General features: G+C 46.0%; 21 protein-coding genes and 1 riboswitch. Of the genes, 10 read left to right on the top strand and 11 right to left on the bottom strand.

The window, feature by feature from the left end:
• Positions 1 to 17 precede the first annotated feature (17 nt).
• The gene (locus MAMP_RS00210) at positions 18 to 671 is read right to left on the bottom strand and encodes a histidinol-phosphatase (RefSeq protein ID WP_007143936.1); all 654 of its coding nucleotides are present in this window, start codon (positions 669 to 671) and stop codon (positions 18 to 20) included.
• A 148-nt stretch (positions 672 to 819) separates the two neighbouring features.
• Here MAMP_RS00210 and MAMP_RS00205 point away from each other — a divergent pair, with 148 nt between their 5' ends.
• Positions 820 to 1,329 carry an RNA pyrophosphohydrolase gene (locus MAMP_RS00205; RefSeq protein WP_083821400.1) on the top strand — a complete coding sequence of 170 codons (510 nt, stop codon included), beginning with the start codon at positions 820 to 822 and terminating at the stop codon, positions 1,327 to 1,329.
• On the opposite strand, the gene argA is transcribed toward MAMP_RS00205, so the two are convergent.
• On the bottom strand, positions 1,326 to 2,627 hold the full coding sequence (argA, locus tag MAMP_RS00200) for an amino-acid N-acetyltransferase (protein WP_007143934.1): 1,302 nt from the start codon (positions 2,625 to 2,627) through the stop codon (positions 1,326 to 1,328). The two genes, MAMP_RS00205 and argA, sit on opposite strands and share 4 nt — an antisense overlap.
• A gap of 118 nt (positions 2,628 to 2,745) precedes the next feature.
• Here argA and ilvD point away from each other — a divergent pair, with 118 nt between their 5' ends.
• A complete protein-coding gene (gene ilvD / locus MAMP_RS00195) occupies positions 2,746 to 4,599 on the top strand; it encodes a dihydroxy-acid dehydratase (protein WP_007143933.1) in 1,854 nt (617 codons plus the stop codon).
• Between the two features lie 34 nt (positions 4,600 to 4,633).
• Here ilvD and MAMP_RS00190 read toward each other — a convergent pair whose 3' ends face one another.
• The 3 genes from MAMP_RS00190 to MAMP_RS00180 form a co-directional block, all read right to left on the bottom strand.
• Entirely contained in the window at positions 4,634 to 6,418 is a 1,785-nt protein-coding gene (locus MAMP_RS00190; protein ID WP_007143932.1) for an ABC transporter ATP-binding protein, read from the bottom strand.
• Between the two features lie 9 nt (positions 6,419 to 6,427).
• Positions 6,428 to 7,051: an ATP-binding cassette domain-containing protein gene (locus tag MAMP_RS00185; RefSeq protein WP_083821396.1), complete on the bottom strand. Its 624-nt coding sequence runs from the start codon at positions 7,049 to 7,051 to the stop codon at positions 6,428 to 6,430.
• Positions 7,052 to 7,193: 142 nt separating this feature from the next.
• Positions 7,194 to 10,136 (bottom strand): Tn3 family transposase, encoded by a 2,943-nt coding sequence (locus tag MAMP_RS00180; protein WP_040576289.1) that lies wholly within the window; start codon positions 10,134 to 10,136, stop codon positions 7,194 to 7,196.
• A gap of 81 nt (positions 10,137 to 10,217) precedes the next feature.
• Here MAMP_RS00180 and MAMP_RS00175 point away from each other — a divergent pair, with 81 nt between their 5' ends.
• Positions 10,218 to 11,987, top strand: a complete 1,770-nt coding sequence (locus MAMP_RS00175; protein ID WP_007143929.1) for a SulP family inorganic anion transporter — start codon at positions 10,218 to 10,220, stop codon at positions 11,985 to 11,987.
• Here the strand turns inward: MAMP_RS00175 and MAMP_RS16345 are convergent.
• A complete protein-coding gene (locus tag MAMP_RS16345) occupies positions 11,984 to 12,181 on the bottom strand; it encodes a CopG family transcriptional regulator (protein ID WP_040576087.1) in 198 nt (65 codons plus the stop codon). The genes MAMP_RS00175 and MAMP_RS16345 overlap by 4 nt on opposite strands.
• A 316-nt stretch (positions 12,182 to 12,497) precedes the next feature.
• Between MAMP_RS16345 and MAMP_RS00165 the strand changes: the two genes are divergently transcribed.
• Positions 12,498 to 13,073 (top strand): recombinase family protein, encoded by a 576-nt coding sequence (locus MAMP_RS00165; RefSeq protein ID WP_007143928.1) that lies wholly within the window; start codon positions 12,498 to 12,500, stop codon positions 13,071 to 13,073.
• 74 nt (positions 13,074 to 13,147) lie between these two features.
• Positions 13,148 to 13,447 carry a hypothetical protein gene (locus MAMP_RS00160; RefSeq protein ID WP_237701181.1) on the top strand — a complete coding sequence of 100 codons (300 nt, stop codon included), beginning with the start codon at positions 13,148 to 13,150 and terminating at the stop codon, positions 13,445 to 13,447.
• 70 nt (positions 13,448 to 13,517) lie between these two features.
• On the opposite strand, the gene MAMP_RS00155 is transcribed toward MAMP_RS00160, so the two are convergent.
• On the bottom strand, positions 13,518 to 14,192 hold the full coding sequence (locus MAMP_RS00155) for a TIGR04211 family SH3 domain-containing protein (protein WP_050797534.1): 675 nt from the start codon (positions 14,190 to 14,192) through the stop codon (positions 13,518 to 13,520).
• A gap of 164 nt (positions 14,193 to 14,356) precedes the next feature.
• On the opposite strand from MAMP_RS00155, the gene MAMP_RS00150 reads away from it, so the two are divergent.
• A complete protein-coding gene (locus tag MAMP_RS00150) occupies positions 14,357 to 14,791 on the top strand; it encodes an arsenate reductase ArsC (RefSeq protein ID WP_083821519.1) in 435 nt (144 codons plus the stop codon).
• A gap of 7 nt (positions 14,792 to 14,798) precedes the next feature.
• On the opposite strand, the gene MAMP_RS16340 is transcribed toward MAMP_RS00150, so the two are convergent.
• The 3 genes from MAMP_RS16340 to MAMP_RS00140 all read right to left on the bottom strand — a co-directional run bounded on the left by MAMP_RS16340 (position 14,799) and on the right by MAMP_RS00140 (position 18,063).
• The gene (locus MAMP_RS16340; protein ID WP_237701209.1) at positions 14,799 to 15,287 is read right to left on the bottom strand and encodes a diguanylate cyclase; all 489 of its coding nucleotides are present in this window, start codon (positions 15,285 to 15,287) and stop codon (positions 14,799 to 14,801) included.
• A 59-nt stretch (positions 15,288 to 15,346) separates the two neighbouring features.
• Complete coding sequence (locus MAMP_RS00145) at positions 15,347 to 16,612, bottom strand: EAL domain-containing protein (RefSeq protein WP_007143923.1); 1,266 nt, start codon at positions 16,610 to 16,612, stop codon at positions 15,347 to 15,349.
• An 89-nt stretch (positions 16,613 to 16,701) separates the two neighbouring features.
• Positions 16,702 to 18,063, bottom strand: coding sequence for an OprO/OprP family phosphate-selective porin (locus MAMP_RS00140; protein WP_007143922.1), 1,362 nt, complete (start codon positions 18,061 to 18,063; stop codon positions 16,702 to 16,704).
• 218 nt (positions 18,064 to 18,281) lie between these two features.
• Here MAMP_RS00140 and MAMP_RS00135 point away from each other — a divergent pair, with 218 nt between their 5' ends.
• From MAMP_RS00135 to groL, 3 genes are all read left to right on the top strand, one after another.
• Positions 18,282 to 18,755: an FxsA family protein gene (locus tag MAMP_RS00135; RefSeq protein ID WP_007143921.1), complete on the top strand. Its 474-nt coding sequence runs from the start codon at positions 18,282 to 18,284 to the stop codon at positions 18,753 to 18,755.
• 115 nt (positions 18,756 to 18,870) lie between these two features.
• Positions 18,871 to 19,161, top strand: coding sequence for a co-chaperone GroES (groES, locus tag MAMP_RS00130; protein WP_007143920.1), 291 nt, complete (start codon positions 18,871 to 18,873; stop codon positions 19,159 to 19,161).
• 47 nt (positions 19,162 to 19,208) lie between these two features.
• A complete protein-coding gene (gene groL / locus MAMP_RS00125) occupies positions 19,209 to 20,846 on the top strand; it encodes a chaperonin GroEL (RefSeq protein ID WP_007143919.1) in 1,638 nt (545 codons plus the stop codon).
• A 59-nt stretch (positions 20,847 to 20,905) separates the two neighbouring features.
• Here groL and mscL read toward each other — a convergent pair whose 3' ends face one another.
• The gene (mscL, locus tag MAMP_RS00120; protein ID WP_007143918.1) at positions 20,906 to 21,361 is read right to left on the bottom strand and encodes a large conductance mechanosensitive channel protein MscL; all 456 of its coding nucleotides are present in this window, start codon (positions 21,359 to 21,361) and stop codon (positions 20,906 to 20,908) included.
• A gap of 182 nt (positions 21,362 to 21,543) precedes the next feature.
• Positions 21,544 to 21,733, top strand: a riboswitch (cobalamin riboswitch).
• A 129-nt stretch (positions 21,734 to 21,862) separates the two neighbouring features.
• On the opposite strand from mscL, the gene MAMP_RS00115 reads away from it, so the two are divergent.
• Positions 21,863 to 26,182: a cobaltochelatase subunit CobN gene (locus tag MAMP_RS00115; RefSeq protein ID WP_202796098.1), complete on the top strand. Its 4,320-nt coding sequence runs from the start codon at positions 21,863 to 21,865 to the stop codon at positions 26,180 to 26,182.
• Position 26,183: the final 1 nt, after the last annotated feature.

Below are 26,183 nucleotides of genomic sequence, written 5' to 3'. Positions count from 1 at the left end.
ATGAATTGTAACAATTATTAACGCAAACTGAGAATTTTCCAGCCTTTTTCCTTCGCGACAGCTTCAAGCTTGTCATCCGGATCAACAGCCACGGCAGTATCAACTAATTCTAATAATGGAATATCATTATGGGAGTCACTGTAGAAAATACTGTTTTCCATATCTTCATCCCGCTGCTTTAACCACATTTTCAAACGTTCGATTTTGCCATGCTGGAATGATGGAGGGCCGGATACTTTGCCAGTAAACTCACCGTCGATCATTTCAGGTTCGGTGCCAATAAGATGTTCGATACCCAAAAGTTCGGCAATAGGTTGAGTCAGAAAGCTATTGGTTGCGGTAATGATCAGTAAGGTATCGCCCTTGGCTCGATGTTTTTCGATGAGCTCAATACCCGCTGGCAAGATAATCGGTTTAATTTTTTCATCCAGATATGCCGCACGCCAGCTTTTAAGTTCCTGCATGGAATGATTGGCGTAGGGCGTAAATACAAATTCCAGAAATTCGTAAATATCCAATGTGCCATTAACATATTGCTGGTAGAAATGATCGTTGGCAGTTCTGTATGCAACCTCATCTACAATGTTATTTTCACACAGGTATCGGCCCCATAAATAGTCGCTATCACCAGCCAATAAAGTATTGTCTAAATCAAAAATTGCCAACGCCATGATGCAGAAAAAGTCTCCGTTTGGATCAAAAATACGACTATTGTATGTCAAAATGCATTGCATACTGACAGTGCTTTTAATAATCTAATCGCTAATTGAGAATAAACCGCTGGGGGTGATTGCGCTCAGCCAGCCAGAGACTTAAGTCGTGATTGATAAAGATGGCTTCAGGCCTAATGTAGGGATAATACTCTGCAACGAAGAGAATCAGGTGTTGTGGGCGCAGCGTGCGCAACATGATTCGTGGCAGTTTCCTCAGGGGGGGATTAAGTCCCATGAGACTCCTGAGCAAGCAGCTTATCGTGAGCTTACGGAAGAGGTGGGTTTACTGCCAGAACATGTTGAGTTAATTGCTTCCACTCGCGGGTGGTTGCGTTACAGGTTGCCGAAACGTTACCTGCGATACGGTAATAAGCCGCTTTGCATTGGCCAGAAGCAGCGCTGGTTTTTAATGCGCTTCACCGGCAAGGAAGAAGACGTCAAACTTAACCTGCATGAAAAACCGGAGTTTGATGACTGGCGTTGGGTCGATTACTGGACCCCTGTTGATGAGATCGTGTTTTTTAAACGTCGCGTTTATGAAAAAGCATTACACGAATTCGCGCCATTGTTATTCCCCGAGTACCGTCGCAAGCTGAGTAACAAAAAGAATCGCTAAGCCAGCTGCTTTCTAAATACGCGTGAATTACGGTGGTAGTTATACAGGGCTTGCTTGGCTACGGGGAGGTCTGCAATCTCTGCAGGCTTGAAACCTTGTTCCAAAAACCAATGGGCTGTTTGTGTGGTCAGCACACAGAGATGATTGATACCTTGCGCCTGAGCGGATTGCTCCAATACTGCTAATAACTGTTTACCTCTACCATGGCTTTGATAGTGATTGGAAACTGCAAGGCAAGCGAGCTCAGCCATATCATTTTCAGGATAAGGGTAGAGCGCAGCACAAGCGACCACACTGCCATCACGTTCCATCACGGTGAAATGATCAATTTCACGCTCGAGCAATTCTCTGGACCGTTTTACGACAATGCCTTTTTCTTCCAATGGCTGGAGTAATTCTAATATTCCGCCGACGTCATCGATCACAGCTTGTCTTGTGGTTTCGAAAGAGGTTGCGGTGACCAGGGTGCCGGCACCATCACGACTAAATAGTTCTTGTAACAATACGCCGTTGATGGCTCTGTCCAGAATATGAACCCGAGTCACACCGGCTTTACATGCCTTGACCGCGGCCGGTAATGAGGGATGAGAAGACAACGTTTTTTGTGCTTCATCAACTGTCAGTTCACGTGGCATGGTCTTATTACTGTGACCAATAAAAATGAGTTTGTCAGCGCGTAGTGCTGTCGCAACTTCGGTAGCGATAGATTCTGCTGACACATTAAAGCTTTCACCGGTTAACGAGTAACCTAGCGGGGGGAGTAATACGATATTCCCCGCAGCTAACTGCTGATTAATACCTTCGCTATCAATGCGACGAACTTCGCCAGTATGACCAAGATCCACACCATCAATAATGCCAGCCGGTCTGGCGATAACTAAATTGCCACTGATGCAGCGAATGCGGGCATCGGCCATCGGAGTATGGGGTAGACCAAAGGATAATTTCGATTCAATGTCGAGGCGAAGTTTACCAATTGCGGCTTTGGCGATAACGAGACTGACATCATCAGTTACCCGCAAACCACTGTGATAACGGACAGGAACATTCTGTTGAATGCAACTTGCTTCAATTTGCGGTCTGGCACCGTATACCAGTACGAGTTTGATTCCTAAACTATTAAGAATAGAGATATCATGCAGTAACGGTTCAAATTCTTGGCTATCGATAGTTTCGCCATCAAAAGCAATGACAAATGTAGCGCCACGATGACTATGAATATAAGGCGCGGCGGTACGAAACCAGCTTGTTGTTGTGGCTAAGTTTTGTGGTGTAACAGGCTTTACAGTGTCGTTCATTAATGTTCTTTTTATCTCAGACTCAGCACGCTTGCCGAGTGTCGTGTAAAATTTATCAGATTATTACCGTGTGATCTAAGGGTTACATGGAGCAAAACAGATTTTGGAGAGATTTCGCATGCCTCAATATCGTTCAAGAACATCTACTGCCGGCAGAAATATGGCTGGTGCACGCGCCTTGTGGCGGGCTACAGGAATGAAAGATGATGATTTCAACAAACCTATCATCGCCGTGGCTAACTCGTTTACGCAGTTTGTTCCCGGACATGTTCACTTAAAAGATCTGGGTCAACTGGTTGCGCGCGAAATCGAAAAAGCGGGCGGTGTTGCGAAAGAATTTAATACCATTGCCGTTGATGACGGTATCGCCATGGGGCATGGTGGCATGCTTTACAGTTTGCCATCGCGCGACATTATCGCTGACTCTGTTGAGTACATGGTTAACGCGCACTGTGCGGATGCGATTGTCTGTATTTCAAATTGCGACAAAATCACGCCTGGAATGTTAATGGCCGCCATGCGCCTGAATATTCCGGTTATTTTTGTTTCTGGTGGCCCGATGGAAGCCGGTAAAACAAAATTGGCCGGCAAAGACGTCAAACTGGATCTGGTTGATGCCATGGTTCAAGCGGCGGATGAGCATGTTAGCGATGCCGATGTTGAGCAGGTTGAGCGTAGCGCTTGTCCGACATGTGGTTCATGTTCTGGTATGTTTACGGCAAACTCGATGAACTGTCTGACAGAAGCATTAGGGTTGTCTTTACCGGGTAATGGTTCTTTGTTAGCGACCCATGCGGATCGGGAAGAACTGTTTCTGGAAGCGGGCCGTCGTATTGTCGATTTAGCAAAACGTTATTACGAAAATGATGAAGTTGACGTACTGCCACGTTCGATTGCGACTAAAGCTGCGTTTGAAAATGCCATTGCTTTGGATATCGCGATGGGCGGTTCGACTAATACCGTACTCCATTTATTAGCTGCTGCGAATGAAGCGAAAGTTGATTTCACTATGGCAGATATTGACCGTATGTCTCGTAAAATTCCGAACTTATGTAAAGTCGCGCCGGCTACCAATAAATACCATATGGAAGATGTACACCGTGCTGGTGGCGTTATCGCTATCCTGGGGGAGTTGGCCGCGGCGGGTCTTTTACATACGGACGCACCTACTGTTCATAGTAAAACGATGGGTGAAGGCTTAAAACAATGGGATGTTAAGCGTAGCCAATATGAGCCTGCATTAACACGCTATCTTGCAGGTCCTGCGGGTATTCCAACCCAACAAGCCTTTAGTCAGAATTGTCGCTGGCCAGAGCTGGATCTGGACCGTGAAAATGGTTGTATTCGTGATGTCGAGCATGCTTACAGCAAAGATGGCGGTTTGGCTGTGCTTTATGGCAACTTGGCTGAAGATGGCTGTATTGTGAAAACGGCAGGTGTGGATGAATCTATTCTGACCTTTTCCGGCCCAGCCCGTATTTTTGAATCTCAAGACGAGTCTGTAGCGGCTATCTTAAGGGGAGATATCAAAGAAGGTGATGTTGTCCTTATCCGTTATGAAGGTCCGAAAGGTGGGCCAGGCATGCAGGAAATGCTGTATCCCACCAGTTACCTGAAGTCAAAAGGCTTGGGTAAAGCGTGTGCTTTGTTAACCGATGGCCGCTTCTCTGGTGGTACATCGGGTTTGTCTATTGGTCACGCCTCACCTGAAGCAGCTGAAGGCGGTAATATTGGCTTAGTTGAAGAAGGCGATATCATTCATATTGATATCCCTAATCGTAAGATCAATGTTGAATTAAGTGACGAAGAACTGGCTCATCGTCGTGCAGCCATGGAAGCAAGGGGTGATGATGCCTGGAAACCCATTGGCCGTGAACGTGAAGTGAGTTTAGCACTGCAAGCCTATGCAGCATTAACGACTTCGGCGGCGAAAGGTGCTGTTCGGGATGTAGAACAGCTCAAGCGTCGCTAGAAAATAAAAAAAAGCCCGGTTCGACCGGGCTTTTTTATATCTGTTGTGCGTAAAGCTTTTGGTACAAACCATCCTGATTAATTAATGAATCATGGCTGCCTTCAGCAATAATTTCGCCACCATCAAACACAATAATCCGATCGGCTTGTTTTACGGCACTCAGGCGGTGAGCAATAATGATGGTAGTACGATTTTGCAGATAGTTTTCTAAGGCATTATGTAGCTGATATTCCGTTTCACTATCTAAAGCCGATGTGGCTTCATCGAGAACTACAACGCTGGGATTGACTAATGCCATGCGGGCAATCGCCAGACGCTGACGTTGACCACCAGATAACTTCACGCCATCACGACCTATGATGGTATCTAGTTGCTGAGGGAGATCCTGAATCACCGTTTCTATCTGAGCAATTCGAATGGCCTCCCAGATAGCCTCATCTTTATAAACACGGCCCATCGTTATATTTTGACGAACGGTATCATTAAATAAAGCGGGGCTTTGCAATACAGTCGAGACGTGCTCCCGAACGGTATCTAAACCGATCTTACTGACAGGCACATCATTAAAAAATACCATGCCTTCATCAGCGGGATATAAACCCAGTAAGACATTCACCAGCGTTGATTTCCCTGCACCGCTGGCGCCGACTAAAGCGACCTTTTCACCTGCGTTGATATTCAGCGAAACGCCGCTAAGCACTTTATTATTATCACCATATTTAAAGTGTAGGTTTTCTATACGAATGCTGCTCGGCTGCCCATCTACAAAAGGATTGACCTCATTTGGATAAGTCACTTCCTCATGCATGCTGAATAAGCTATTGAGTCGTGAAACGGCGGCGCTGGCAGAATAAAACGAATATTGGATATTCAGTATTTCTTGCACCGGGCTCATCATAAACCAGAGATAACCAAATACGGCGAACATCTCACCAATACTTAAGTTTGAGAAAATCACCATAAACATGCTGACAGCTCTAAACACATCAAAGCCAAACAGAAATATCACAAAGGAAAAGCGGTTTGCCGCATCACTTTTCCAGGCAAATTCCGAGGCATGGTTTCTCACTTGACGTGCATTATCGATAACACGAAGTAGATAATGTTTTTCACGGTTAGCGGTACGTATTTGCTGAATACCATCCAGTGTTTCAGTCAGGCTCTGTTGGAAAATCTCAAAGGCGGCGTTTTCTTTCTTTTTAAGCTCTTTGACATGTTTACCAACCACCATAGTGAAATAGATCACCAGCGGATTCATAAACAAAATTAATAACGCCAGTTGCCAGTGTAAAAACAGCAATATCACTGCTGTACCGATAATACTTAGTGTCGCTACGATAAATCGACTGATGGTATTGCCGATAAAATTATCAATCACCTCAATATCGGTAACAAAATGTGAGGCAATGCCCGCGCTACCACGGGTCTCATATTCACTGATGGCAATTCTACCCAGCCGTTTAATCAGTTTTTGCCGAATGCGGAAGGTGATGCGTTTAGCAATAAGGGTGAAATAACGTGACTGAGCCACATTCAAAATGACCGATGCCACACGTAACACCAATGTAAATAACAACACAGCCAAAATATATAAAACCGGACCATGCCAGCTATCTGGACTGAATTGCTGAATGAAGGCGACGGTTGGGCCTGGCTCTTCGAGTAACACTTCGTCAACCATCAGAGGCAATAATAGAGGAACAGGCACGGCACAGAGTGTCGCCAGTAGCGCAATGATATTGGCTTTGACGAGATGCTTTTTGTACAGAAGGGCTTGCTTGAGGATGCCGCTCAGCTCATAGCTGCTTTTGTCAGTCATATAAAGTCATTAAATTAGAACGTTGTTTCCTGCTTGGGTGATCAGTTTCTCAGGAATATAACCCCAGACCGCACTGACGGTATCAGGTGTTAATATCGCCTGTGGTGAACCTTGAGCAAACATTTTACCCTGATTTAGCAACCAAATCTTATCGGCATAACGCGTTGCTTGGTTAAGATCATGCAAAATGGCCACGATCGAGAATTGTGATTCATGACTAAGCTGACGAACGAGTTGTAATAAATGATGCTGTTGACCTAAGTCTTGTGCTGATGTGGGTTCATCCAACAAAACAACAGGTGGTTTTTCGGCTTGTGATACCTGGAGTAATATTCGCGCTAGCTGCACGCGTTGCCGCTCTCCACCAGAGAGGCTGGTGAACAACCGATCGGCAAATTGCCAGGTATCGGTTTTTTCCATCCAAAATCGTGTTTGCTGAGCTAACTCATCAGCAGATAGAGACAGCGGCGTCGCACCTATCGCCACGACTTCACTTGCACTAAAGGGAAAGGTTAATTGTGATGATTGGGGCAAAATACCTAAGTGTTTCGCACGCTCTCGACGAGACCATTCATTCACATTTTTACCATGTAAAAAAACATGGCCTGAGCTAGGTTTCCACTCGCTAGTGATGGACTAGCGGGGGCATTTGAACAGAAACTTACGGTTTCCCCTTTGTCGGTTCATCCCAAACCGTAAATTTCTGAGCAGAATTACCCTGTCTGTAAAATAACCAGTGAAGTCCAGCGGTAAGAAAACATACGCTTAGGAATTATTACTCATCATCGGATTTAGCCTCTCCTTCGACAAAGTATGTTCCATTCGGCAACACGTGTTTGTACGGCAATAGGGAGATATGGGCTAGAAGGTCATCGTCTACTGTCTCACCTTGTTTTCGGAGTTCATCGACGATTTTGCTGATCCTGGATGTGTTCCAGTACAAGATAGCATTGGATACCAGGCTCAACGCGCTCGCCTTGTTCATGATCTCCAGGTAGTCACCGGTGGTGAACTCACCCTGGTTGGCAAAGAAGATCCAGCGTGGAAGATTGTGCCGGTACTCACCTTTGTTGAGCTGGAGTTGAACCGTTCGGCGCAAATCCTTGTCGGTAATGTAACGCAGGATGTACTCGGTTTTAATGATCCTGCCCAGATTGGTGAAGGCCTTCGCCAACCTGTCAGAGGGAAAGCTGTTGGTCAGCCGCTCCACAATTACGTGCGCCGGTGCCGTACGTTCTTTTAACGACGTGGCTACATGAATCATTTCATCCCACTGTTCTTCAACAATATCCAAATCCGCCGTCTTGTTCAGTAAAGGGGTGAATACACCGTAATTGACATTGCGCTCCACCCGGTAGAGCTGCTGATCCTTGAGGTCGCGGATCCGGGGCATGAAGTAGTACCCCAGCAAGTAGCACAGCGCAAAGATGATTTCGGTGTAGCCATGGGTGTCGGTAGTATGTTCGCGGATCTGCAAGATCGTATTGTTTTCCAGCAGGCCATCGAGAACGTACAGGGCTTCCCTTGGATTACAGGAAATGGCCTTGGTGCTGTATACCGAGTATTGATCGGACACATGGGTATAGATGCCGATCGCTTTCTCATAGTAGCCGTAGTATCGAGGATAGTAAGCCGCCAACAGGCTGTCGGCCCGGATACGGAAGCGTTGTGCATCCGATGACGACACTTGGCCAGCGCCGTGTACCACACTAAACGGCAACTGGTGATGCTGGTTCACAATCTCGGCACTGGCCGCTGTGATGGTTTCTTCGCGCACGTAGAACTGCAAGACGTGGCGCAGCATATCCACTGTCACACCATCGACGCTCGCGCTCATCGCTACCACGCCCAGGTTAGTGGCTTGGGAGATCAGTGCTGAGATCAGCGTTTTGTAAAATTTCTTCGGCCTGGAATGGTGCTGCTGTACCGGGATAAAGTGGCGGCTGAAATTGGTTTCCCTGTCCACTTCCATCAGTAATTGCTCAATGCGAATGGTAGGCATACTGGCATCAATGACCTTCTGGAGTTTCTTTACCGCCTCCGGTATTTCTGCCTTGTCGTCGCGTTTCAGCTTGAGATTGCCACCCTTGATGACAGCGAAGGTATCCAGGTCGAAACGCTTGTCTGCTTCGCCCACGCTCTGGTGGAATTGCAGAATCAATTGTGCTTTTACCTGGTCTTTGAACGGTTGCTGAAGGTCCTTGTAGGCGGCTTCGCGGGTGTCCTCCCAACGATACGGGTTCAGCATCAAATCCCAGAAAGAGACGTGCTGTTTGCTCTTGGGCAGAAACAAGTCCCCGGAGCGAAGAGCCTCCTTCATAGCCATCGCCACGCCCAGTTCCCAGGCGTTGCGCTGGATTTTGCCGTTTTTGCCTTTCAGGCAGCGTCGCAGCTCCTTGGGAATGAAGTAAGTCGGCACATCTTCGGGCAGGATTTTCAGTTCACCGGCGTCGAGCTGGCGTATCAGGTGTATGGACTTCAGGAGTGGTTCGCTACCGGGCTTGGCCTGGAACGGCAGGTGCAGGAATTCCGGGAAATACTTGCGCAAACTGGGATAACGGGCCAGTAGCAGATTACCATAGCCGCGCTCTTCCAGGCGCTTGAAGATATGTAAATCATCTACGGATTCCAGCAGCTTCTTTTCATCAATACGTTGCCACAAATCCACCTTGTTCAACGGACTGTCATCTGGCCATTCCAGGAGCAAGTGGGTGACATTGAGCACCATATCGATGGCTTTCTTTTGGCGTTTGCGAAATTCACGGTGCTTTTTCTCGTGAACCTGCTTTCCCTTACGCAGCATATCCAGTATGTACTGGTCGTGCATTTTCACCAGGTGATCCAGCACTACCTTGCGTGTTTCCAGCAGGAAACACAGCATCAGAGAATAGCGTTTGTTTTCCTTGAACCGTTTGATGTCCTTGGCATTGTAACGGCGCGCCAGTTTGTAGAGGTAATCCATAAAGGCCGGATCCACGATTCGGGATTCAATGGCATCGATGCCGGTACCATCAAGAGACCAGTACCGCTCCAAGTAGCTTTGAATCGAAGTGATGGTGGCCGAAGGTGGATATTCTTTCAGATGGTAGAACAGTGAACGCTGATCTCCAGGTACGGCGGTCAACAGCTCATCGATGGCTCGCCGGATTTCCGCTGATAATTGCTGGTAAAGAGATTCAAACAGTCGCTCATGCACATCAGAGCAAACACTGATAATCAAGCGTTCCATAACACTTGGTCCTGGCAGGATCACCTTGGCATTCAGTAAATACTGCTCTGCCCGCAAAAACAGTTCGTCCGGTAAGCAACCTTGCCCGGCCTGTTTCGACAACCACTTTTCCAAGCAGGCCCCGGCGTTGTCATCGTATTTGGAAAAGCCCAGGTAGGTCAGGATGTTTTTGCGTTGCTCGGAAAAAGTGGCATCCCGATCCGGGGTGTTGATGGTCAGCGATGGTGGTAATTCGAGCTGGCTGTTTAGGTAGCTTACAATGCGTCGCGACAGATCGTTGACCTCCACTAGGAAACGGCCATACAGGCGCACGGCACAAAGTTGAATAGCAATGAACAAGCGGGAGTTGGTGCGGTAGCGATTGACTTCTTTCTTGTCTGCCTCCGATAGCGTCCAGTCTCTGACCATTTCCTCATCGGAGAAATCATGAGGTAGCGCAATGGATTGATAGCGTTTTTTCGTTTTAAGGAATCCTGGAGCCGCAGTCATAGCATCAAGTATACCAATTGCTGATACATGATAATTATATGATAATATTATTATCATGTTATTCCAGTGTAGGGCACAACCATGTTAGCGATTTTGGAGGCAAAAAAAGCGGGGCTTCTTAACCGAAATCATTGGCTTAGCAATATTGTTGCAGGCGTGATTGTTGGTGTTGTGGCTTTACCTCTTGCTATGGCATTTGCGATTGCATCGGGTGCGAAACCCGAACAAGGCCTATATACCGCAATTGTTGCCGGTTTGTTTGTATCTATATTTGGGGGAACCCGACTTCAAATTGCCGGCCCCACCGGCGCTTTTATTGTCGTTTTATCTGGGATCACCGCAAAATACGGTATTGAAGGTTTGCAGATCGCAAGCCTGATGGCAGGTGTGATCTTGTTGTTGCTTGGCTTGGCGAAAATGGGCGGTATCATAAAGTTTATCCCGGATCCTGTCATCGTTGGATTTACAGCCGGAATTGGCGTCATTATCTGGGTCGGACAATGGAAATATTTTTTTGGGCTGCCCGAGGTAGTCGGGGAGCACTTTCACACCAAACTGTATAACTTACTGCAGGTATTTCCCCAGTTTGACCTCGCAACCACTTTATTAGCTGTGCTCGCAATTTCGTTGGTCATTTACAGTCCCAAACTGCCTGGTCTGAAGCGTGTCCCAGGCCCTTTGGTAGCTTTAGTCGTGACAACCTTAATTCAAATAACCTTTCAGTTTGAAGGTATAAAGACGATTGGCACGGCTTTCGGCGGCATTCCACACGGATTACCAGAGTTTGCCGCTCCTTCTATCACGTGGGGAGAAGTCATTGAATTGATTGGTCCGGCTTTTACGATAGCCATGTTAGGCGCCATAGAGTCTCTATTGTCTGCCGTCGTGGCTGACGGAATGGCCGGCACTCGGCATGACTCCAATCAGGAACTGGTTGGCCAGGGGTTGGCAAATATTATCGCGCCTTTTTTTGGCGGTTTTGCAGCGACTGGGGCAATTGCAAGAACAGCGACCAATATTCGCAATGGTGGCACAAGCCCTATTGCTGGTATTGTTCACTCGATTACGTTGATTGTTATTTTGCTGCTACTAGCTCCCTTGGCCGTGCATATTCCACTCGCAACATTAGCGGCCATACTTTTTGTAGTGGCTTGGAACATGAGTGAAGCCAAGCATTTTGTTAAAATGGTGCGCCGTGCACCTCGCGCAGACGTTGCCATCTTGTTAGTGACCTTTACTCTGACCGTATTTGCGGATCTGGTTGTCGCGGTCAATATTGGTGTTATATTGGCAACTCTCCATTTTCTTCGGAGAATGGCTACCAGCGTCGAAGTGCGACAGTCTACCGAGCAGGAACTGACACAGGAATTTTCTCATAAAGGCTTTATTAACCTTCCACCAGGTGTGTTGGTTTTTGCTGTAGAAGGCCCTTTCTTCTTTGGTGCGGTTGAAAATTTCGAACGAGCCTTGGCTGGAACCCATACGGACCCGCAGCATCTGATCATTCGTTTAAAATGGGTGCCGTTTATTGACATAACGGGGTTACAAACGCTGGAAGAAGTCATAAGAGACCTTCAAAAACGCGGAGTCAATGTCATGCTCTCCGGCGCTAACAGTCGCGTCAGGGATAAATTAATAAAGGTTGGGATCATCAATTTAATTGGCGAAACGAACCATTTCTCTAGTTTTGATGAGGCATTGGATTTTCTGAAAACGCGTCGAAATGAAAGCGCAGAGGAGCAACATAGCCAGAAAGTAGCCGAAAGCGATCCTGTTCAACAATTTCTTAATACTAGCCGTAAATATTTTTTGTCATCGTCTGAGCAACGCAGCAAAAAAGATTGTGACTAAAGTTTCACCTGCGGATTGTTGACTGCATTTGACTCATCCTCCAAGTAACTCACATCGTGCTTCTCCAGGTATTCGCGGATCAGCTGCCTGACAACCTGAGACGGGGTTAAATCCTGGGAAGCACACAGTCTTTCGAAGGCTTGTTTTTTTCGTGGGTCCATCAATACGGTAAAACGCGCTGTCTTGTTCTCCACCTTTAAGTTCCTCACATCATAACTATGATAATTCAATTATAATGTAATTCTAATAACTATAGAACGCTCTGATTTTGGAGCGGTAAAGAAAACCCTCGTTTTATTAACCAATCCGTACGACCCTTAAAAGGCAACGGAATTGCAGCAGAGGTGAAGTTAATATACTGGGTCAATATTTCAATGTTAATATTCATTTTTGCCCAACGAGTATATTAACTTTTGAGTGATGACCGGGTAGCTGCGATAACCGCCAACTTTTTAGGCTCGGCGGAAGAAGCCCGAAATTTGTAAAGTTTGCCTGGAGAGTGAGAAGCATATGCTGGTTGGTTATGCACGAGTCTCGACCGATGATCAAAACCTCAACTTGCAAAGAGATGCTCTCAGCCAAGCTGGGTGTGAAAATATCTTCGAGGATCAACTTAGCGGTGCCAAAGCTGAACGACCAGGACTGCACCAGGCTTTGCAGTATGCGAGAGCCGGTGACACCATAGTGGTCTGGCGACTAGATCGGCTCAGCCGGTCACTAAAAGACTTGATCGAGATGGTGACGTTGCTTGAATTCAAGGGGATTGGCTTGAAGAGCCTCCAGGAAGCCATCGACACCTCATCCAGCTCCGGCAAGCTAATCTTTCATATCTTCGGTGCGTTAGCCGAGTTCGAACGTAACCTGATCCGCGAACGTACCCAGGCAGGCCTCCAGGCGGCGCGAGCACGTGGACGAAAAGGCGGCAGGCCCAAAGCACTCAACAAAGACAAACAGGCCCTGGCCGTGAAGTTATACGACGAGAAGAAACACACGGTGGATCAAATCTGCAAAATGATGGGGATTTCAAAGCCCACGCTCTACAAGTACATTGATGCCGCCAAAGGCAGCCAGTGGAAGAACCCTTGAAAATGGCGAGCAATCATCATGAGGATTATTCAGAGATAAAGCGACCAGGGTGATTTTGTACAGGGTTTTACGGTTTGAGCTGGCTCCGCGAGGGCGATACCGTAAGTTTCTGTTCAAATGCTCCCGCTAGTCCGACCACAGAACTATTGCCAGTCGATTCTGCAGACTGGGATGTGGGTATTCAGTGTTTAACCGATCGTCATGGCGATCGCATACAAAACTTAAGTCAATTGAGCGATTTTAAGTTATTTAAGCTAAACCCTATCGGTGGCCGTTATGTGAAAGGCTTTGGTAAGGCGTATCAGATTGATGGTGGCTCTTTAGCTGGAGAAGGCTTGTCTCATCTGAGAGATGGACACAAAAAGCGTGCTTAATAGACTGGTTGTAGGAAGAAAAAAGGACGCTCGATGCGTCCTTTTTTATTGACGAGATAATAATCTGTTATCAGAGGCTGCCCCAGCTATCCTTTTTACGAACCTTTAATCGAGGTAGAATAATGCCTAACAGAATTCCGGCAAATAACACTGCGGCGCCAACCAGAAACCAACTACGAGTGCTGTTATCTTTCAATGCATTGTTTTCGATAACCAGAGACTGATTTTCGTGATCGATTTCCTGCAGCTTTTCTTTCAGTTGGCGATTTTCGTTATCTAAAGCCACGGCATTTGACGCGGTACGACGGAGGTCGTCCAGTTCTTTACTCAAACGTTGTGACTTTTCTTTTAACGACATATTTTGTGTATCAACGTCAGAGTTCTGATCACTTAAAGACGATATCTCTTCTTTATATTTCGCAATTTCCAGTTCCAGATTGGCAACACGTTTTTGGCTGGCTTCAAGTTGATCGCGCGCGCTGGGGGTATTGGTTAGATATCGGGTTAACACCCAACCTTCAACACCATCGGTGGTTCTGACTTTTGAATAACCTGCCGGGTCGGTTTCCAATACTTCGAGTCGTGTACCGGACTCCAGCATTTTACGAATGTTGAATTTCACTCCTTGCCCATTTCGCATGGTAATTTCGAGTTTATCCGACACATAACGCGTAGTCTGTGCTTGGGCGAAGATAGGTGTCAGCAGCGCTGCTGAAATGAGGATATGACCAATAAGTTTTTTCACAATTGAGATCTTCATTCTTTGATAAACAGGCATTTTAACAGAAGCGATGCTGTTCGCTTCAAGTCTGAATTAGGAATTAACAATAAATCAAAATGTTATGTCACCGTAACTGCTTTGTCATATTGGTTTGTTATGGTCGGCCTGCTATAAAAAAAGGGTTAGAAATGGAAAAGATAAGAGTCATGTTCTTGTGCACAGGCAATTCATGCCGTTCACAAATGGCCGAAGGCTGGGCAAGAGCATTAGCCGGCGAAGAAGTCGAGATTAAATCTGCTGGCATAGAAGCGCATGGGCAAAATCAGCGCGCGATTAAAATCATGTCTGAAGTTGGGATTGATATTTCTCAGCAGGAATCCATCCGTGTGAACGGCGAAATGCTGGAATGGGCGGATTTGTTAGTGACATTGTGTGACAACGCTGAAGAGCAGTGTCCATTGCTTAGTCCCCATACGGTAAAGGTTCACCTGCCTCTACCTGACCCTGCAAAAATGCGAGGCACAGAAGAAGAGGTGATAGCCCTATTTCGTGAGACACGTGAAAAAGTACGTCAACGTGTCGAGTTTGTGCTGGAACAGGTTGCATACGAAACAGCTGTCTAGCAGGCTGCTATTGTTCGGTGACTAAACGTATACGGGGCTTTTGGATAACCTCGTTCTCATTCGCTGGCTTGAGCTGATACAGACTGTTACCCGTAAGCCGTTTAGCCATTGATTTTGCTTTACTGGCGTATTCGGTCAGATCAATTTCTGCTTTTATATTCGCAAAGTCTAAAATTCTTACCGCGCCGATAGATAAGCTAAGCAGTGGATAGAATGTTTCATTGCCATGCCGATCAACTGCGTTGATTCCTGCTTGTTGAAGATGCCTTAAGTTATACAGTTGTGGGTAAAGCGTCTCGAACGCATGCAAAATTTGCTGACAGCGTTCCTGCCAGTCCTTGCTTTCAAACAAGATAATAAAATCATCACCGCCAACATGACCGACAAAATCGATGTCCTGATCGACGTGTTCCGTTAATGTTTTGGCGGTCAGGCTGATGACTTTATCGCCTTTGCCATAACCATAAATATCATTGTAGGGTTTGAAATTATCCAGATCGAAATAACAGACAGTGGCGTCACGGCTTTGCTCAATAATCTCACGGGTATGCTCACTTAATGGGACATTTCCCGCAGACCACTTAGTGGGTTAGCATGGCGAGCCATGGTGATTTGCATATCGGTAATCTGACGTAGCAAGTCCATTAAACTTCCTACACCGCGATAGCGGCCTTGCTCAGTAATGACGAACGCGCTGTGCTGATGATGTGCTTCCTGACTGGTGATTTGATAACTGAGCTTTTTCAGTGGCAACTCAGTTTCAACAACGATGGGATTTTTATCCATAAAATCTTTAATCGGTTTTCTACCATAGAGTTCGCGACCAAAACGGCTCGCATACATAGTCATAAAATCATCACGCCAAACGATACCGACCACGCGATTATTATCATCGATTACCGGAAGGGCGTTAAGTTTGAGCGCCTTTTGGAAGCGTTCAGAGATTCGATCTATCGTATCGTTATGTCTGACAGGGTCTAATTCTGTAAGCAGACTGCTAACTAATGTGTTGGCTCTGGGGCGACCAGTCCGTTGCATGGCCGTTTCTTTACGCTGTGCAAACAGGCTGGCATCGAGTTCTTTTTGTGGATTGCGATTGGGTCTGCCAAAGTAATAGCCTTGCACAAAACGCATATCCAGACTTTGGGCCGTGATATATTCCTGCCGTACTTCAATGCCTTCACCAATGACCTGACAGCCAATACTCTGGGCAATATCTATCATTGATTGTACGAATTGACGTTTCTGCCTGTCTTCATGGATATTTTGCATAAAGTGACGATCCAGTTTAACGAAGTCAGGTTTCAGTTCAGACCAGGTACGTAAACCGGAATAGCCGGCACCTAAATCATCTATGGCAATAGAAAAACCCATATCACGATAGTGTTCAGTGGCCGCTCGCATTAATTCATAATCATCAATTGGATATTGTTCTGTTAATTCAATAATGACTTGCTGTGCTGATAGCCCCGCTTCTTCAACATATTGCAGTGTTAAGCCGTGTGGGTAATCACTATTTAAAATGGCGACCGGGGTCGTATTGATGAAAAGTTTTTCTTTGAGACCGAGTTGGCCATAGCGTTTGATGGCAGTTTCTCGACAAAGTAAATCCAATTCAGCCAAACAATCATGTTTAAGGGCTGTATCAAATAAGGTTAGAGGTGAATGAAGAGGGCCATCCGAAGGGCCTCTTATCAAAGCCTCATAACCAAAAATCTGTTGGTTGTGTAGAGATATAATGGGTTGAAACAGAGCTGTCAGACGTCCATGACTGAGAATTTCCTGTAATGAGTGATAGTGGTGTAATTCTTCTTGTGTCATCGTCTTATCTTCTCTTGCTAATATCTCCTAATCAGAAAAAAGCCCCACCCTGGGGTGAGGCTTTTATCAGTGCTTTCCAGAGGTAAGGCCTACCAGTAAGCTTGTGCACGGAATTTAAGTGCAGATGGTTCGTAATTTACGCTTGAGCCATCAACTTTCAGGTCAGTAACTTTGTCATAGTTCAACATTAAACGAGTGTTTTTTGTCGGATAGTAGTTAAGACCAACAGTCCATTTGTCAGCTTCGTCGCTATTAGCTGAGTCATCAATCTCCAGTGTTTCGAAACGTGCTGCAATTTGCCATGCACCTGCAGAAGAATTAGGTGAAATACCTGAGGTAAAACCTTTTTTCCATTTCAATGATTCGCCTGTTAAGAAGTAACCAGCTTCAACAGCGTAGCCAGTAATATCCACATCAGAACCAGCTGTGCGTTCTGCAGTAAAGTCGTTGTATTCAGCCATTGCATGGAATGAACCAAATACGCCCATGGCGTCTACTGTGTAAGCATCTGCACCATCAATTTCAAAAGTTGATGTGTCTAAATGACGTGTAGCATCTTTATGACTGACAAGACGTTGTCTGAAACGGAAGTCATCACCGCCGCCCTTGGTTAAATAACCCAGACCAACTTGAATCAGGTGATTTTTATCTTGCATGTAAGGAACGAAAGAAGCACGTGCTGAGAATGTGCTACCGTTACTGTCTGTTGAGCCACCTTCAATTTCACCGTTAGTTAGGCCAGCTGACACTAACCATCTGTAATCTTTTTCAGCTAATGAAAAAACAGCACCGCTTTCACGTGCAGGAGATACGGTGCTATCAGCAAACCATGGGCGATCCATGAATGTCATGTATTTAGAGCTGATTTTTGTGTTTAAGCCGTAAGCGATATGAGATTGACCTAATTTCACGTCATAGGCTAAATCGTTGAATTTGTTTCCGTAGCTGATGAATGCATCTTTGATCGATACTTCAGAGTCACTACCACTATTACCACCGGTAGCGAAGTCTGCTTCAAATTTGTAGCCCCAGTCATAGATGGAACCTTCAAAACCTAAACGTGCACGACGTAATTCAGTACCGTGGAAATCTTCCGCACCTGAATCATCTTCGTCAGTGTCAATCGCATCCCACATAACACGGCCGATAGGTTGGAATTCCCAGTTACCTTCACGGTCAGCAATAACTAATTTACCGTCAGTTTCGATAACAGGCATGTTCGCTGTTGCTTCTTCAACTTGCTTTTTCACTTCAGCTTGAGCCGCTTCAGTTTTTTCTTGATCAGCAGCTGCAGCATTTTTCAACATGTTGTAGTCTTCAGCACTGATGGTGCCTTTGTCACGAAGGACTTTTAACAGGTCAGCCATCGCTTCGTTGTTTGCCTGTGCAGGCAACATTGCTGCACCAAACAAGGTACCGGCAATTAATAAAGATGTAGTTTTCAATTTCAAGGGACTATCCTCTAGGTTGGTTTATCAATTCGGTAAGAGCCGAAGTCCCGCACACCTTATGCCTGTATTGTTTCAGCATGATGAAGGAAACGTTACAGTTTTGTGACAGTGATACAAATCCTGATTTTTGTTGTATTTAGGCGACATTTACGATCAGGGCTTGAAATCAGCAAAGTCGCACCAATATCCATAGTTATAACTATTACGATGGACGTCTTATGTTTCGATTTTTATTTCTCCTGTTTTTAATTATTCCCATCGTTGAAATCTATGTTTTGATTCAGGTTGGCGATGTTATTGGTGCATTGCCGACCATTTTTCTGGTGGTGGCGACAGCCGTATTAGGTGCATTTCTTTTACGTTTGCAAGGTTTTCAGACCTTACAAAGAGCACAGCAGTCGCTGGCAAGCGGGCAAATTCCTGCTACGGAGATGTTAGAAGGTGTCTGCCTGGTCATCGCCGGGGCGATGTTGTTAACCCCCGGATTCGTCACGGATACTTTGGGTTTTCTATTGTTGATACCTAATATAAGAAGGCTTGTGATTAAGCATATGGCAAAGAACCGTCGTATTTTGTACACACAAAATCGAAGTGGTGCTTTTTCACAACAACGTTACCGATCTGATTATCGTGAAGGTGATGTAATTGATGGGGAAGTGGTCGATGACGATGACAAACATCATCTTCGATAAAAAAATTTAAATTTTTTTGCTTAGTCCCCTTGAAAGCAGGTTTTGTAACCCCATTGTATGAGTTCCCTACAATTTAAGTTAGTCATTAAATAGACATTTTTCGGAGGAAATACAGATGAATCTTCGTCCCCTTCATGATCGTGTGATTGTTCGTCGCATGGAAGAAGAAACAATGAGCGCTGGCGGTATCGTTATCCCTGATAACGCCGCAGAAAAACCATCTCGTGGTGAAATTCTCGCTGCTGGTGATGGCAAGGTTACAGATTCAGGCGAAGTTCGCCCTTTGGCGGTAAAAGTGGGTGACAAAGTACTGTTTGGCAAATATGCCGGTACTGAAGTTAAGGTTGACGGTGAAGAACTGTTAGTCATGCGTGAAGATGACATCGTTGCTGTTATCGAAGGCTAATCCCTGGACTCATTTGCTTTTTTTAAAGAACAAGAGGAATAACTACAATGGCTGCTAAAGAAGTCAAATTTGGTGCAGACGCACGTCAGTTAATGGTTAAAGGTGTCAATACATTGGCCAACGCGGTTAAGGTGACACTGGGACCAAAAGGTCGTAACGTTGTTTTAGATAAAAGCTTCGGCGCACCAACCGTCACGAAAGACGGTGTTTCAGTGGCGAAAGAAATCGAACTGGAAAACAAATACGAAAACATGGGTGCACAAATGGTAAAAGAAGTGGCTTCGCACACTTCTGATGCTGCTGGTGATGGTACAACTACAGCGACTGTGTTGGCACAAGCGATTCTGCGTGAAGGTATGAAAGCCGTTACTGCAGGTATGAACCCAATGGATCTGAAACGTGGTATCGACAAAGCGGTTCAAGCGGCGGTTGAGCAATTACGCACTATGTCATCTCCTTGCGATGATGATAAAGCCATTGCTCAAGTAGGTACTATCTCAGCAAACTCTGATGCATCAGTCGGTAAAATCATTGCTGAAGCGATGCAAAAAGTCGGTAAAGAAGGCGTTATCACTGTTGAAGATGGTAGCGGCTTTGAAAACGAATTAGATGTCGTTGAAGGTATGCAGTTTGACCGTGGTTACCAGTCTCCATACTTTGTTAACGACCAACAAACTATGACAGCAGAACTGGAAGATCCGTATGTGCTGTTATTCGACAAAAAAATCTCAAACATCCGTGACTTACTGCCAGCTCTGGAGCAAGTGGCTAAATCAAGCCGTCCGCTGCTGATTGTCTCTGAAGACGTGGAAGGTGAAGCATTAGCTACACTGGTTGTGAACAATATGCGCGGTATCGTGAAAGTCTGTGCGGTTAAAGCCCCTGGCTTTGGTGATCGTCGTAAAGCGATGTTAGAAGATATCGCTGTTCTGACTGGTGGTACTGTGATTTCTGAAGAAGTCGGTCTGAGCCTTGAAAAAGTGACTTTAGATCACTTAGGTCAAGCGAAGAAAATCACTGTCAGCAAAGAAAACACCACTATCGTTGATGGTGCTGGCCGTGCAGATGAAATCCAAGCACGTGTTGAACAAATTCGTACACAAATCGCTGAGTCTTCTTCTGACTACGACAAAGAAAAACTGCAAGAACGTGTGGCTAAATTAGCTGGCGGTGTTGCGGTTATCCGTGTTGGTGCGGCTACCGAAATGGAAATGAAAGAGAAGAAAGCACGTGTTGAAGATGCGTTGCATGCAACTCGCGCCGCAGTTGAAGAAGGCGTTGTTGCCGGTGGTGGTGTTGCTCTGGTTCGTGCAGAAGGTTCTCTGGGTGAACTGCGTGGTGACAACCATGATCAAGACATGGGTATCAAAATTGCCCGTCGTGCAATGGAAGAACCTTTACGTCAAATCGCTACAAATGCGGGTGCTGAAGCCTCTGTTATCCTGAACGAAGTCGCTGCAGGCAAAGGTAACTTCGGTTACAACGCGGCTACAGGCGAATACGGCGATATGATCGATATGGGTATTCTTGACCCAACCAAAGTGACTCGTACTGCACTGCAAAATGCAGGTTCTGTTGCTGGTCTGATGCTGACAACAGAAGCGATGATTGCTGAACTGCCGAAAGATGATGCGCCTTCAATGCCTGATATGGGTGGAATGGGTGGCATGGGCGGCATGATGTAATCATCCCTCAGCCTCTAAAGCTAAAAAAAGCCCCGGCCATTTGGTCGGGGCTTTTTTGTTTAGGCAATTTCAGATGTGCAATGCGGGCAACGGGTTGCTTTGACTAGAATGGTTGAAAAACATTTTGGACATTCTTTATTAGTAGCTTCTGTCGGTGCTGGCTCAGCTTCTTTTTCACGTTGAAGTTTATTGACTGAGCGGATTAATAAGAACACAGCAAAAGCCACGATCAGAAAGCTAATCACCGCATTAATAAAGACACCATAACTGATCACCACGGCGCCGGCTTCTTGAGCATTAGCGAGGGTGGCATATGGTCCCGCTACAGTTCCTTCTTTCAAGGTAACGAATAAGTCTGAAAAGTCGACACCTCCGAGTAACAGGCCGATAGGTGGCATGATAACGTCAGCAACCAGACTTTTGACAATCGTGCCAAACGCACCACCGATAATAATACCCACAGCCATGTCTAACACATTGCCACGCATTGCAAATTCTTTGAATTCTTTCAACATCCTTTTATTCCTCTTGTTATTTTTTCGCTGAAAATTAGGGAGCAGAGCCACTCGATTAAACATGGCGTCTCTGTGGGATATTAGCCATCGCTATTTTGACTGTCTAGCTTTAGTTGGCGCATGAATATTGTGTGCGATTTTGTATGCGTCACCAAACCGTGGTTGTTATTAAGCGATGTACGTATAATTCAGGTCTTTATGGTCTCTTACCAGAGTTAAAAGGGAATTCTTAACCGAAGCTGTCCCCGCAACTGTATACGTGAAGTTTCCGACAACGATGATGTAAAACCACTGAAATTAGTCGATTTCGGGAAGGTGAGTCGGGAGTGATGAAGCGTGAGCCAGGATATCTGCCATAAAAACGTTGTTATCCGATGGCCGGGGTGTGCAGTTGGAGCGGGAAACCGTTTAATGGCGAATCATCTTTGAGTTGTTAAGCGGTGTGTGGTTTTCCGACATGGTTTGATAGCTCAGTGTTTTTATATATTGATGGAAAGCGCTGTGTATAACCGAATTGTTCTCTGTTTAGTCCTGTTTCTTTTCTCTGCATCAGCATTCGCTGAGCAACTCTTACTGATTGTGACGCCAAGGAATGTACCGGAAGTGGTATCAGGTGCACATGAATTTTTAAAAGACACATCGCAACAGCCCGTCTCTGTACAAATACGTACAACAGAGCAGTGGCAAGATTTATCCACACAAAAGCAATCACAGTTATTGCAGCAGTCAGATTTAGTGTTTGCTGGCGGTGTGTTTGGCGAAACCGCCAATCAACTGGTGGAATATAGCAAAAAAGGTTTGTTAAACAATCTTATTGCTTTGCATAGTGATCAACGTCTGGTGATGGCCTCAAGTCTTGATGGCAAAGCATTATTAGCCGGGCCGCCTGATAAGTTGATGCAACATCCTGATCCCAGCTTATCAACTGAACAATGGATGGCATCGCTATTACAGCAACATCCTGAACAGCAAGCCTGGCTGATCACGCGCTTCTTCTGGTTAGGAAGAAACAGTGAAAATATGCAGGGTTTAATTAATCATCTGCATCATATCGTTCGACATGAAGATACGATTCAGCGTCCGCAATTAGCTGCACAGCTCAGACTTTATCATCAAGGTAAAATCACCTTACCAGAGCAGTTTGAGTTTTCAGCAAAATCTTCGTGGGTAGTATTGCTCGATTATGAAACCGGGGAACGACCCGGAGAAAAGGCTTTGCTGGATGCGGTTTGCGAAAACGTAGCTGATGAAAAGACCGGGTGTGTGTCAGTGCTTACTGCCTGGGGGGATGCCAGTTTATCTGCGATTAAGCTACTGACAGAACATAAATCACAGATCAGCTCGATAGTATCATTACAAGACTTTGTAATAGGTGGCTCTGAACATCGGCAAGCGGTCACCGATGAGTTAAAAGAACTGGATGTGCCAGTTATCAAAGCGATGCGTTTAAGTGACAGCACCCGTGCTGAGTGGGAACTGTCTGAAGCCGGGATTAGCTGGGATTCGGTGCATTACCGGGTCGCTATGCCTGAGTTGCAGGGGCTTTCTCAACCAATGGTCGTCGCGACGATGACACCTGCTGAGGTCGATAAGCTCACCGGTGCCAGACTCGCTTTTTCTGAGCCAGTTGCTTCACAAGTGAGCTTATTGTCACAGCGTCTAAAACGCTGGCAACAATTGCAGAATAAAGCGAATCAGGATAAAAAAGTCGCCATCATTTATTACAACCATCCGCCGGGCCGTCACAATATCGGGGCGGATAATTTAAATGTGGTGGAGTCTTTATTCGATATTTTGCATTCACTCAACAATAGTGGCTACAACACGGGTGAACTGCCAAAAACATCAGCGGAGTTATTAGACTTATTACAGCAGCGTGGTGTGAACCTGCCAGAAGATCATGAAGCACTGGCCGCCATGTCATCCGTCGTAAATACTGTTGATAGCCAAACTTATCTGTCCTGGTTTCATACCTTACCGGAGTCATTACAGCAGGAAATGGTCAATGGACCGCTGGGTTTATTGCACGCCAATTTAAAACAAGCGAAAGCGTTAAAAGATCCCAGTATTGCAAAACACTTATTAGCCAGAGTGATGGAAGATATCCGCCATGTGGTGGATGGGGCAGAGCATGCTGGTCGGGATCGTGTTTTGCAATTACTCACTCAGCTCCAGATCCTTTATCAGCAACGTTCAGACGAGATGGATTGGCAGCAGGCTGAGCAATTAATTACGGCGATTAGTCAGCAGTGGATTGAAGGTGTACGAGGCTGGGGAGAAGCACCGGGTAATGTAATGGTATATGACCATAAAATCCTGATTCCCGGTATTCAATTTGGCAATATTTTTGTTGGACCGCAACCGCCAAGAGGCTGGGAGCTGAATGAGGAGTTATTGCATGCGAACTTATCCTTCCCACCGCCACATCAGTATATGGCCTTTTACCAATGGCTGAGAAATGAGTTTCATGCCGATGCCTTAGTGCATTTAGGCCGACATTCCACTTACGAGTTTCTACCGCGACATCGTGTGGGGATGGCGGAAAATGATTATCCGCAGGCGATTTTGGCTGATTTACCCAGTATTTATCCATACATTGTAGACGGGGTTGGCGAGGGCATTCAGGCGAAACGCCGTGGTTTGGCTGTAATGATTGATCACCTTACTCCGCCACTGGCTAGCACGGAACTGTATGACCAATTATTGGCGCTTCGTCAGGTAGTTGAAAGTTATGAGTCGGCACCGGTGAATGCCAGCGCAATGCGCGACCGTGCAATTGATGAAATGAAACGTTTGGTTACCGAGTTGAATTTGGAAGATGAGCTGACAGCCAATATGTCAGCTGAATTGGAAGTGCGTGGCTTAAGTTCATTTGAACAGGTAGATGATGATTTATTAGTGCATGAAATCGGGCATTACCTGACCACACTGCAAGAAGATTTCATGCCGTTAGGTTTGCATGTGTTTGGTCGTGATTGGTCTGAAAAAGCGATTCAAACCATGCTGACGTCGATGAATAATGGCAAACAAACCACGGAGAATTGGGAGCCACTGTTACGCAAATCTCCGGCGGCAGAAATGTCGGCTTTACTGGCTGCTCTGAATGGCCATTTTGTCGAGCCCGGTAAAGGCAATGATCCGATTCGCACACCATCGGCTTTACCTACGGGGCGTAATTTCTATGCCTTAGATGATAGCTTGATTCCATCCAGATTAGGCTACAAAGTTGGCATTGCTTTAGCAGAAAAAGCCCGTGCTGAGTCGCCAGCCAATGCTAAACAGGACAGTGATGCTTTAGTGTTATGGGCCTCGGATGTGGTGCGTGATGAAGGTGCGATGATTGCCTTTGCTTACGATATGTTAGGTGTGAAACCGACCTGGAATAGCCGTGGGATTTTTAGCGGATTGGAGCGGTTAGAGCTGACCTCAGCAGACTTTAGTTCAAATCCGCCGCGTATCCGCCGGGATATGTTACTGACCACATCGGGTTTATTTCGTGATTTGTATGGTTCGCAGTTAGTGTGGTTGGAGCAAGCAGTCTTAATGGCTTTAGATGCCTCTTCGGGGCTGATTCGCCGTGATTATCCAGCGCTGACATTATCTTTAGATGCCGCCTTGGAACGTTTGCAGATAAAAGAAAAGCCGGGGTTTGAATCTTTAGAGCAGAACCAAGTGGCGGCTCGTTGGGTAGCTGATGCCAGTGCGGCATTACGAGCCGGTATATCTCAACAAGAAGCCGGGCTGACAGCAAGTTACCGTATTTTTGGCGCACCTCCCGGCGCATATGGCGCGGGAGTGAATCGTTTGGTGGAGCGTTCAGGTGCTTGGGAAAATCGTGAACAAGTCGCGGAAACGTATATTCATCGCATGGGCCATGCTTATGGCGCAGAGCTGGACGGCGAGGCACAGCAGGCCCTGTTTCAACAGCGGTTAAAACATGTCGGCCAAACCTATTTGGGGCGAGGCAGTAATCTGTATGGCGTCATGGATAACAATGATGCCTTTGATTATTTGGGTGGACTGAGTTTAGCCATTGAGACCAGCCGTGGTCAGGCACCGAATAATTATATTCTGGCACATAGTGATAGTAGTGATTTACGGGTCGATCCCTTACAAAGTGTGTTGTTGAGCGAATTACGAGGCCGCTACTTGAATCCTCAGTGGCTGAAACCTCTGATGAATGAAGGTTATGCTGGCGCGCGCACCATGGGCAGTGAGTTTTTAGAGTATCTATGGGGCTGGCAGGTAACCAATCCCGGTATTGTGAAAAGCTGGGTATGGGATGAAGTCAAACGCGTGTATGTCGATGATGGTCTGGATCTCGGCTTAGATGAGTTCCTTGAACAAGATCACAATGTGCATGTGAAAAGCAATATGCTCGCGATTATGCTGGTTGCAGCATATAAAGGCTTTTGGCAGGCAGATGAGTCGACCTTACAAGATCTGGCACAGCAGTTTACCGATTTAGTTGCAGCAAATGGTCTGCCGGGAAGTGGTCATACCACGCCGTCACATCCGATGTATGTCTGGTTAAACGATTATTTAGATGCAAATCACCAGCAGCAATTAGCTGAGGTGTTAAACGCAGCAAAAATGCCAGAAGCGGATTTGCCTAATGCACCAAGCCATATTGCCGAGGTCACTGAACAAACAGCGACTCAGGCTGAGCAACAACAAACAAATTCATCTGAGGAACAACAGCTAGAACAAAACCAGCAACAACGTTTCTGGCTGTATGTGATATTAGGTCTGGTGATGTTATTGGTACTGGTCGGTATTGCAAAAGGGGGGCGTGCACCTGCTTCAAAGGCTAAGGAGTAAG

It is taken from the genome of Methylophaga thalassica MP, from assembly GCF_000214595.1.
Classification (GTDB): Bacteria; Pseudomonadota; Gammaproteobacteria; order Nitrosococcales; family Methylophagaceae; genus Methylophaga; species Methylophaga thalassica.
The sequence above is the reverse complement of the archived record's forward strand: the minus strand, read 5'-3'. Positions and strand labels throughout refer to the sequence as shown.

What these genes read in the sequence shown, in the direction of transcription:
- MAMP_RS00210 (WP_007143936.1), bottom strand. Translation starts at nt 671, where the DNA reads ATGGCGTTGGCAATTTTTGATTTAGACAATACTTTATTGGCTGGTGAT.
- argA (WP_007143934.1), bottom strand. Translation starts at nt 2,627, where the DNA reads ATGAACGACACTGTAAAGCCTGTTACACCACAAAACTTAGCCACAACA.
- ilvD (WP_007143933.1), top strand. Translation starts at nt 2,746, where the DNA reads ATGCCTCAATATCGTTCAAGAACATCTACTGCCGGCAGAAATATGGCT.
- MAMP_RS00190 (WP_007143932.1), bottom strand. Translation starts at nt 6,418, where the DNA reads ATGACTGACAAAAGCAGCTATGAGCTGAGCGGCATCCTCAAGCAAGCC.
- MAMP_RS00180 (WP_040576289.1), bottom strand. Translation starts at nt 10,136, where the DNA reads ATGACTGCGGCTCCAGGATTCCTTAAAACGAAAAAACGCTATCAATCC.
- MAMP_RS00175 (WP_007143929.1), top strand. Translation starts at nt 10,218, where the DNA reads ATGTTAGCGATTTTGGAGGCAAAAAAAGCGGGGCTTCTTAACCGAAAT.
- MAMP_RS00165 (WP_007143928.1), top strand. Translation starts at nt 12,498, where the DNA reads ATGCTGGTTGGTTATGCACGAGTCTCGACCGATGATCAAAACCTCAAC.
- MAMP_RS00150 (WP_083821519.1), top strand. Translation starts at nt 14,357, where the DNA reads ATGGAAAAGATAAGAGTCATGTTCTTGTGCACAGGCAATTCATGCCGT.
- MAMP_RS00145 (WP_007143923.1), bottom strand. Translation starts at nt 16,612, where the DNA reads ATGACACAAGAAGAATTACACCACTATCACTCATTACAGGAAATTCTC.
- MAMP_RS00135 (WP_007143921.1), top strand. Translation starts at nt 18,282, where the DNA reads ATGTTTCGATTTTTATTTCTCCTGTTTTTAATTATTCCCATCGTTGAA.
- groES (WP_007143920.1), top strand. Translation starts at nt 18,871, where the DNA reads ATGAATCTTCGTCCCCTTCATGATCGTGTGATTGTTCGTCGCATGGAA.
- groL (WP_007143919.1), top strand. Translation starts at nt 19,209, where the DNA reads ATGGCTGCTAAAGAAGTCAAATTTGGTGCAGACGCACGTCAGTTAATG.
- mscL (WP_007143918.1), bottom strand. Translation starts at nt 21,361, where the DNA reads ATGTTGAAAGAATTCAAAGAATTTGCAATGCGTGGCAATGTGTTAGAC.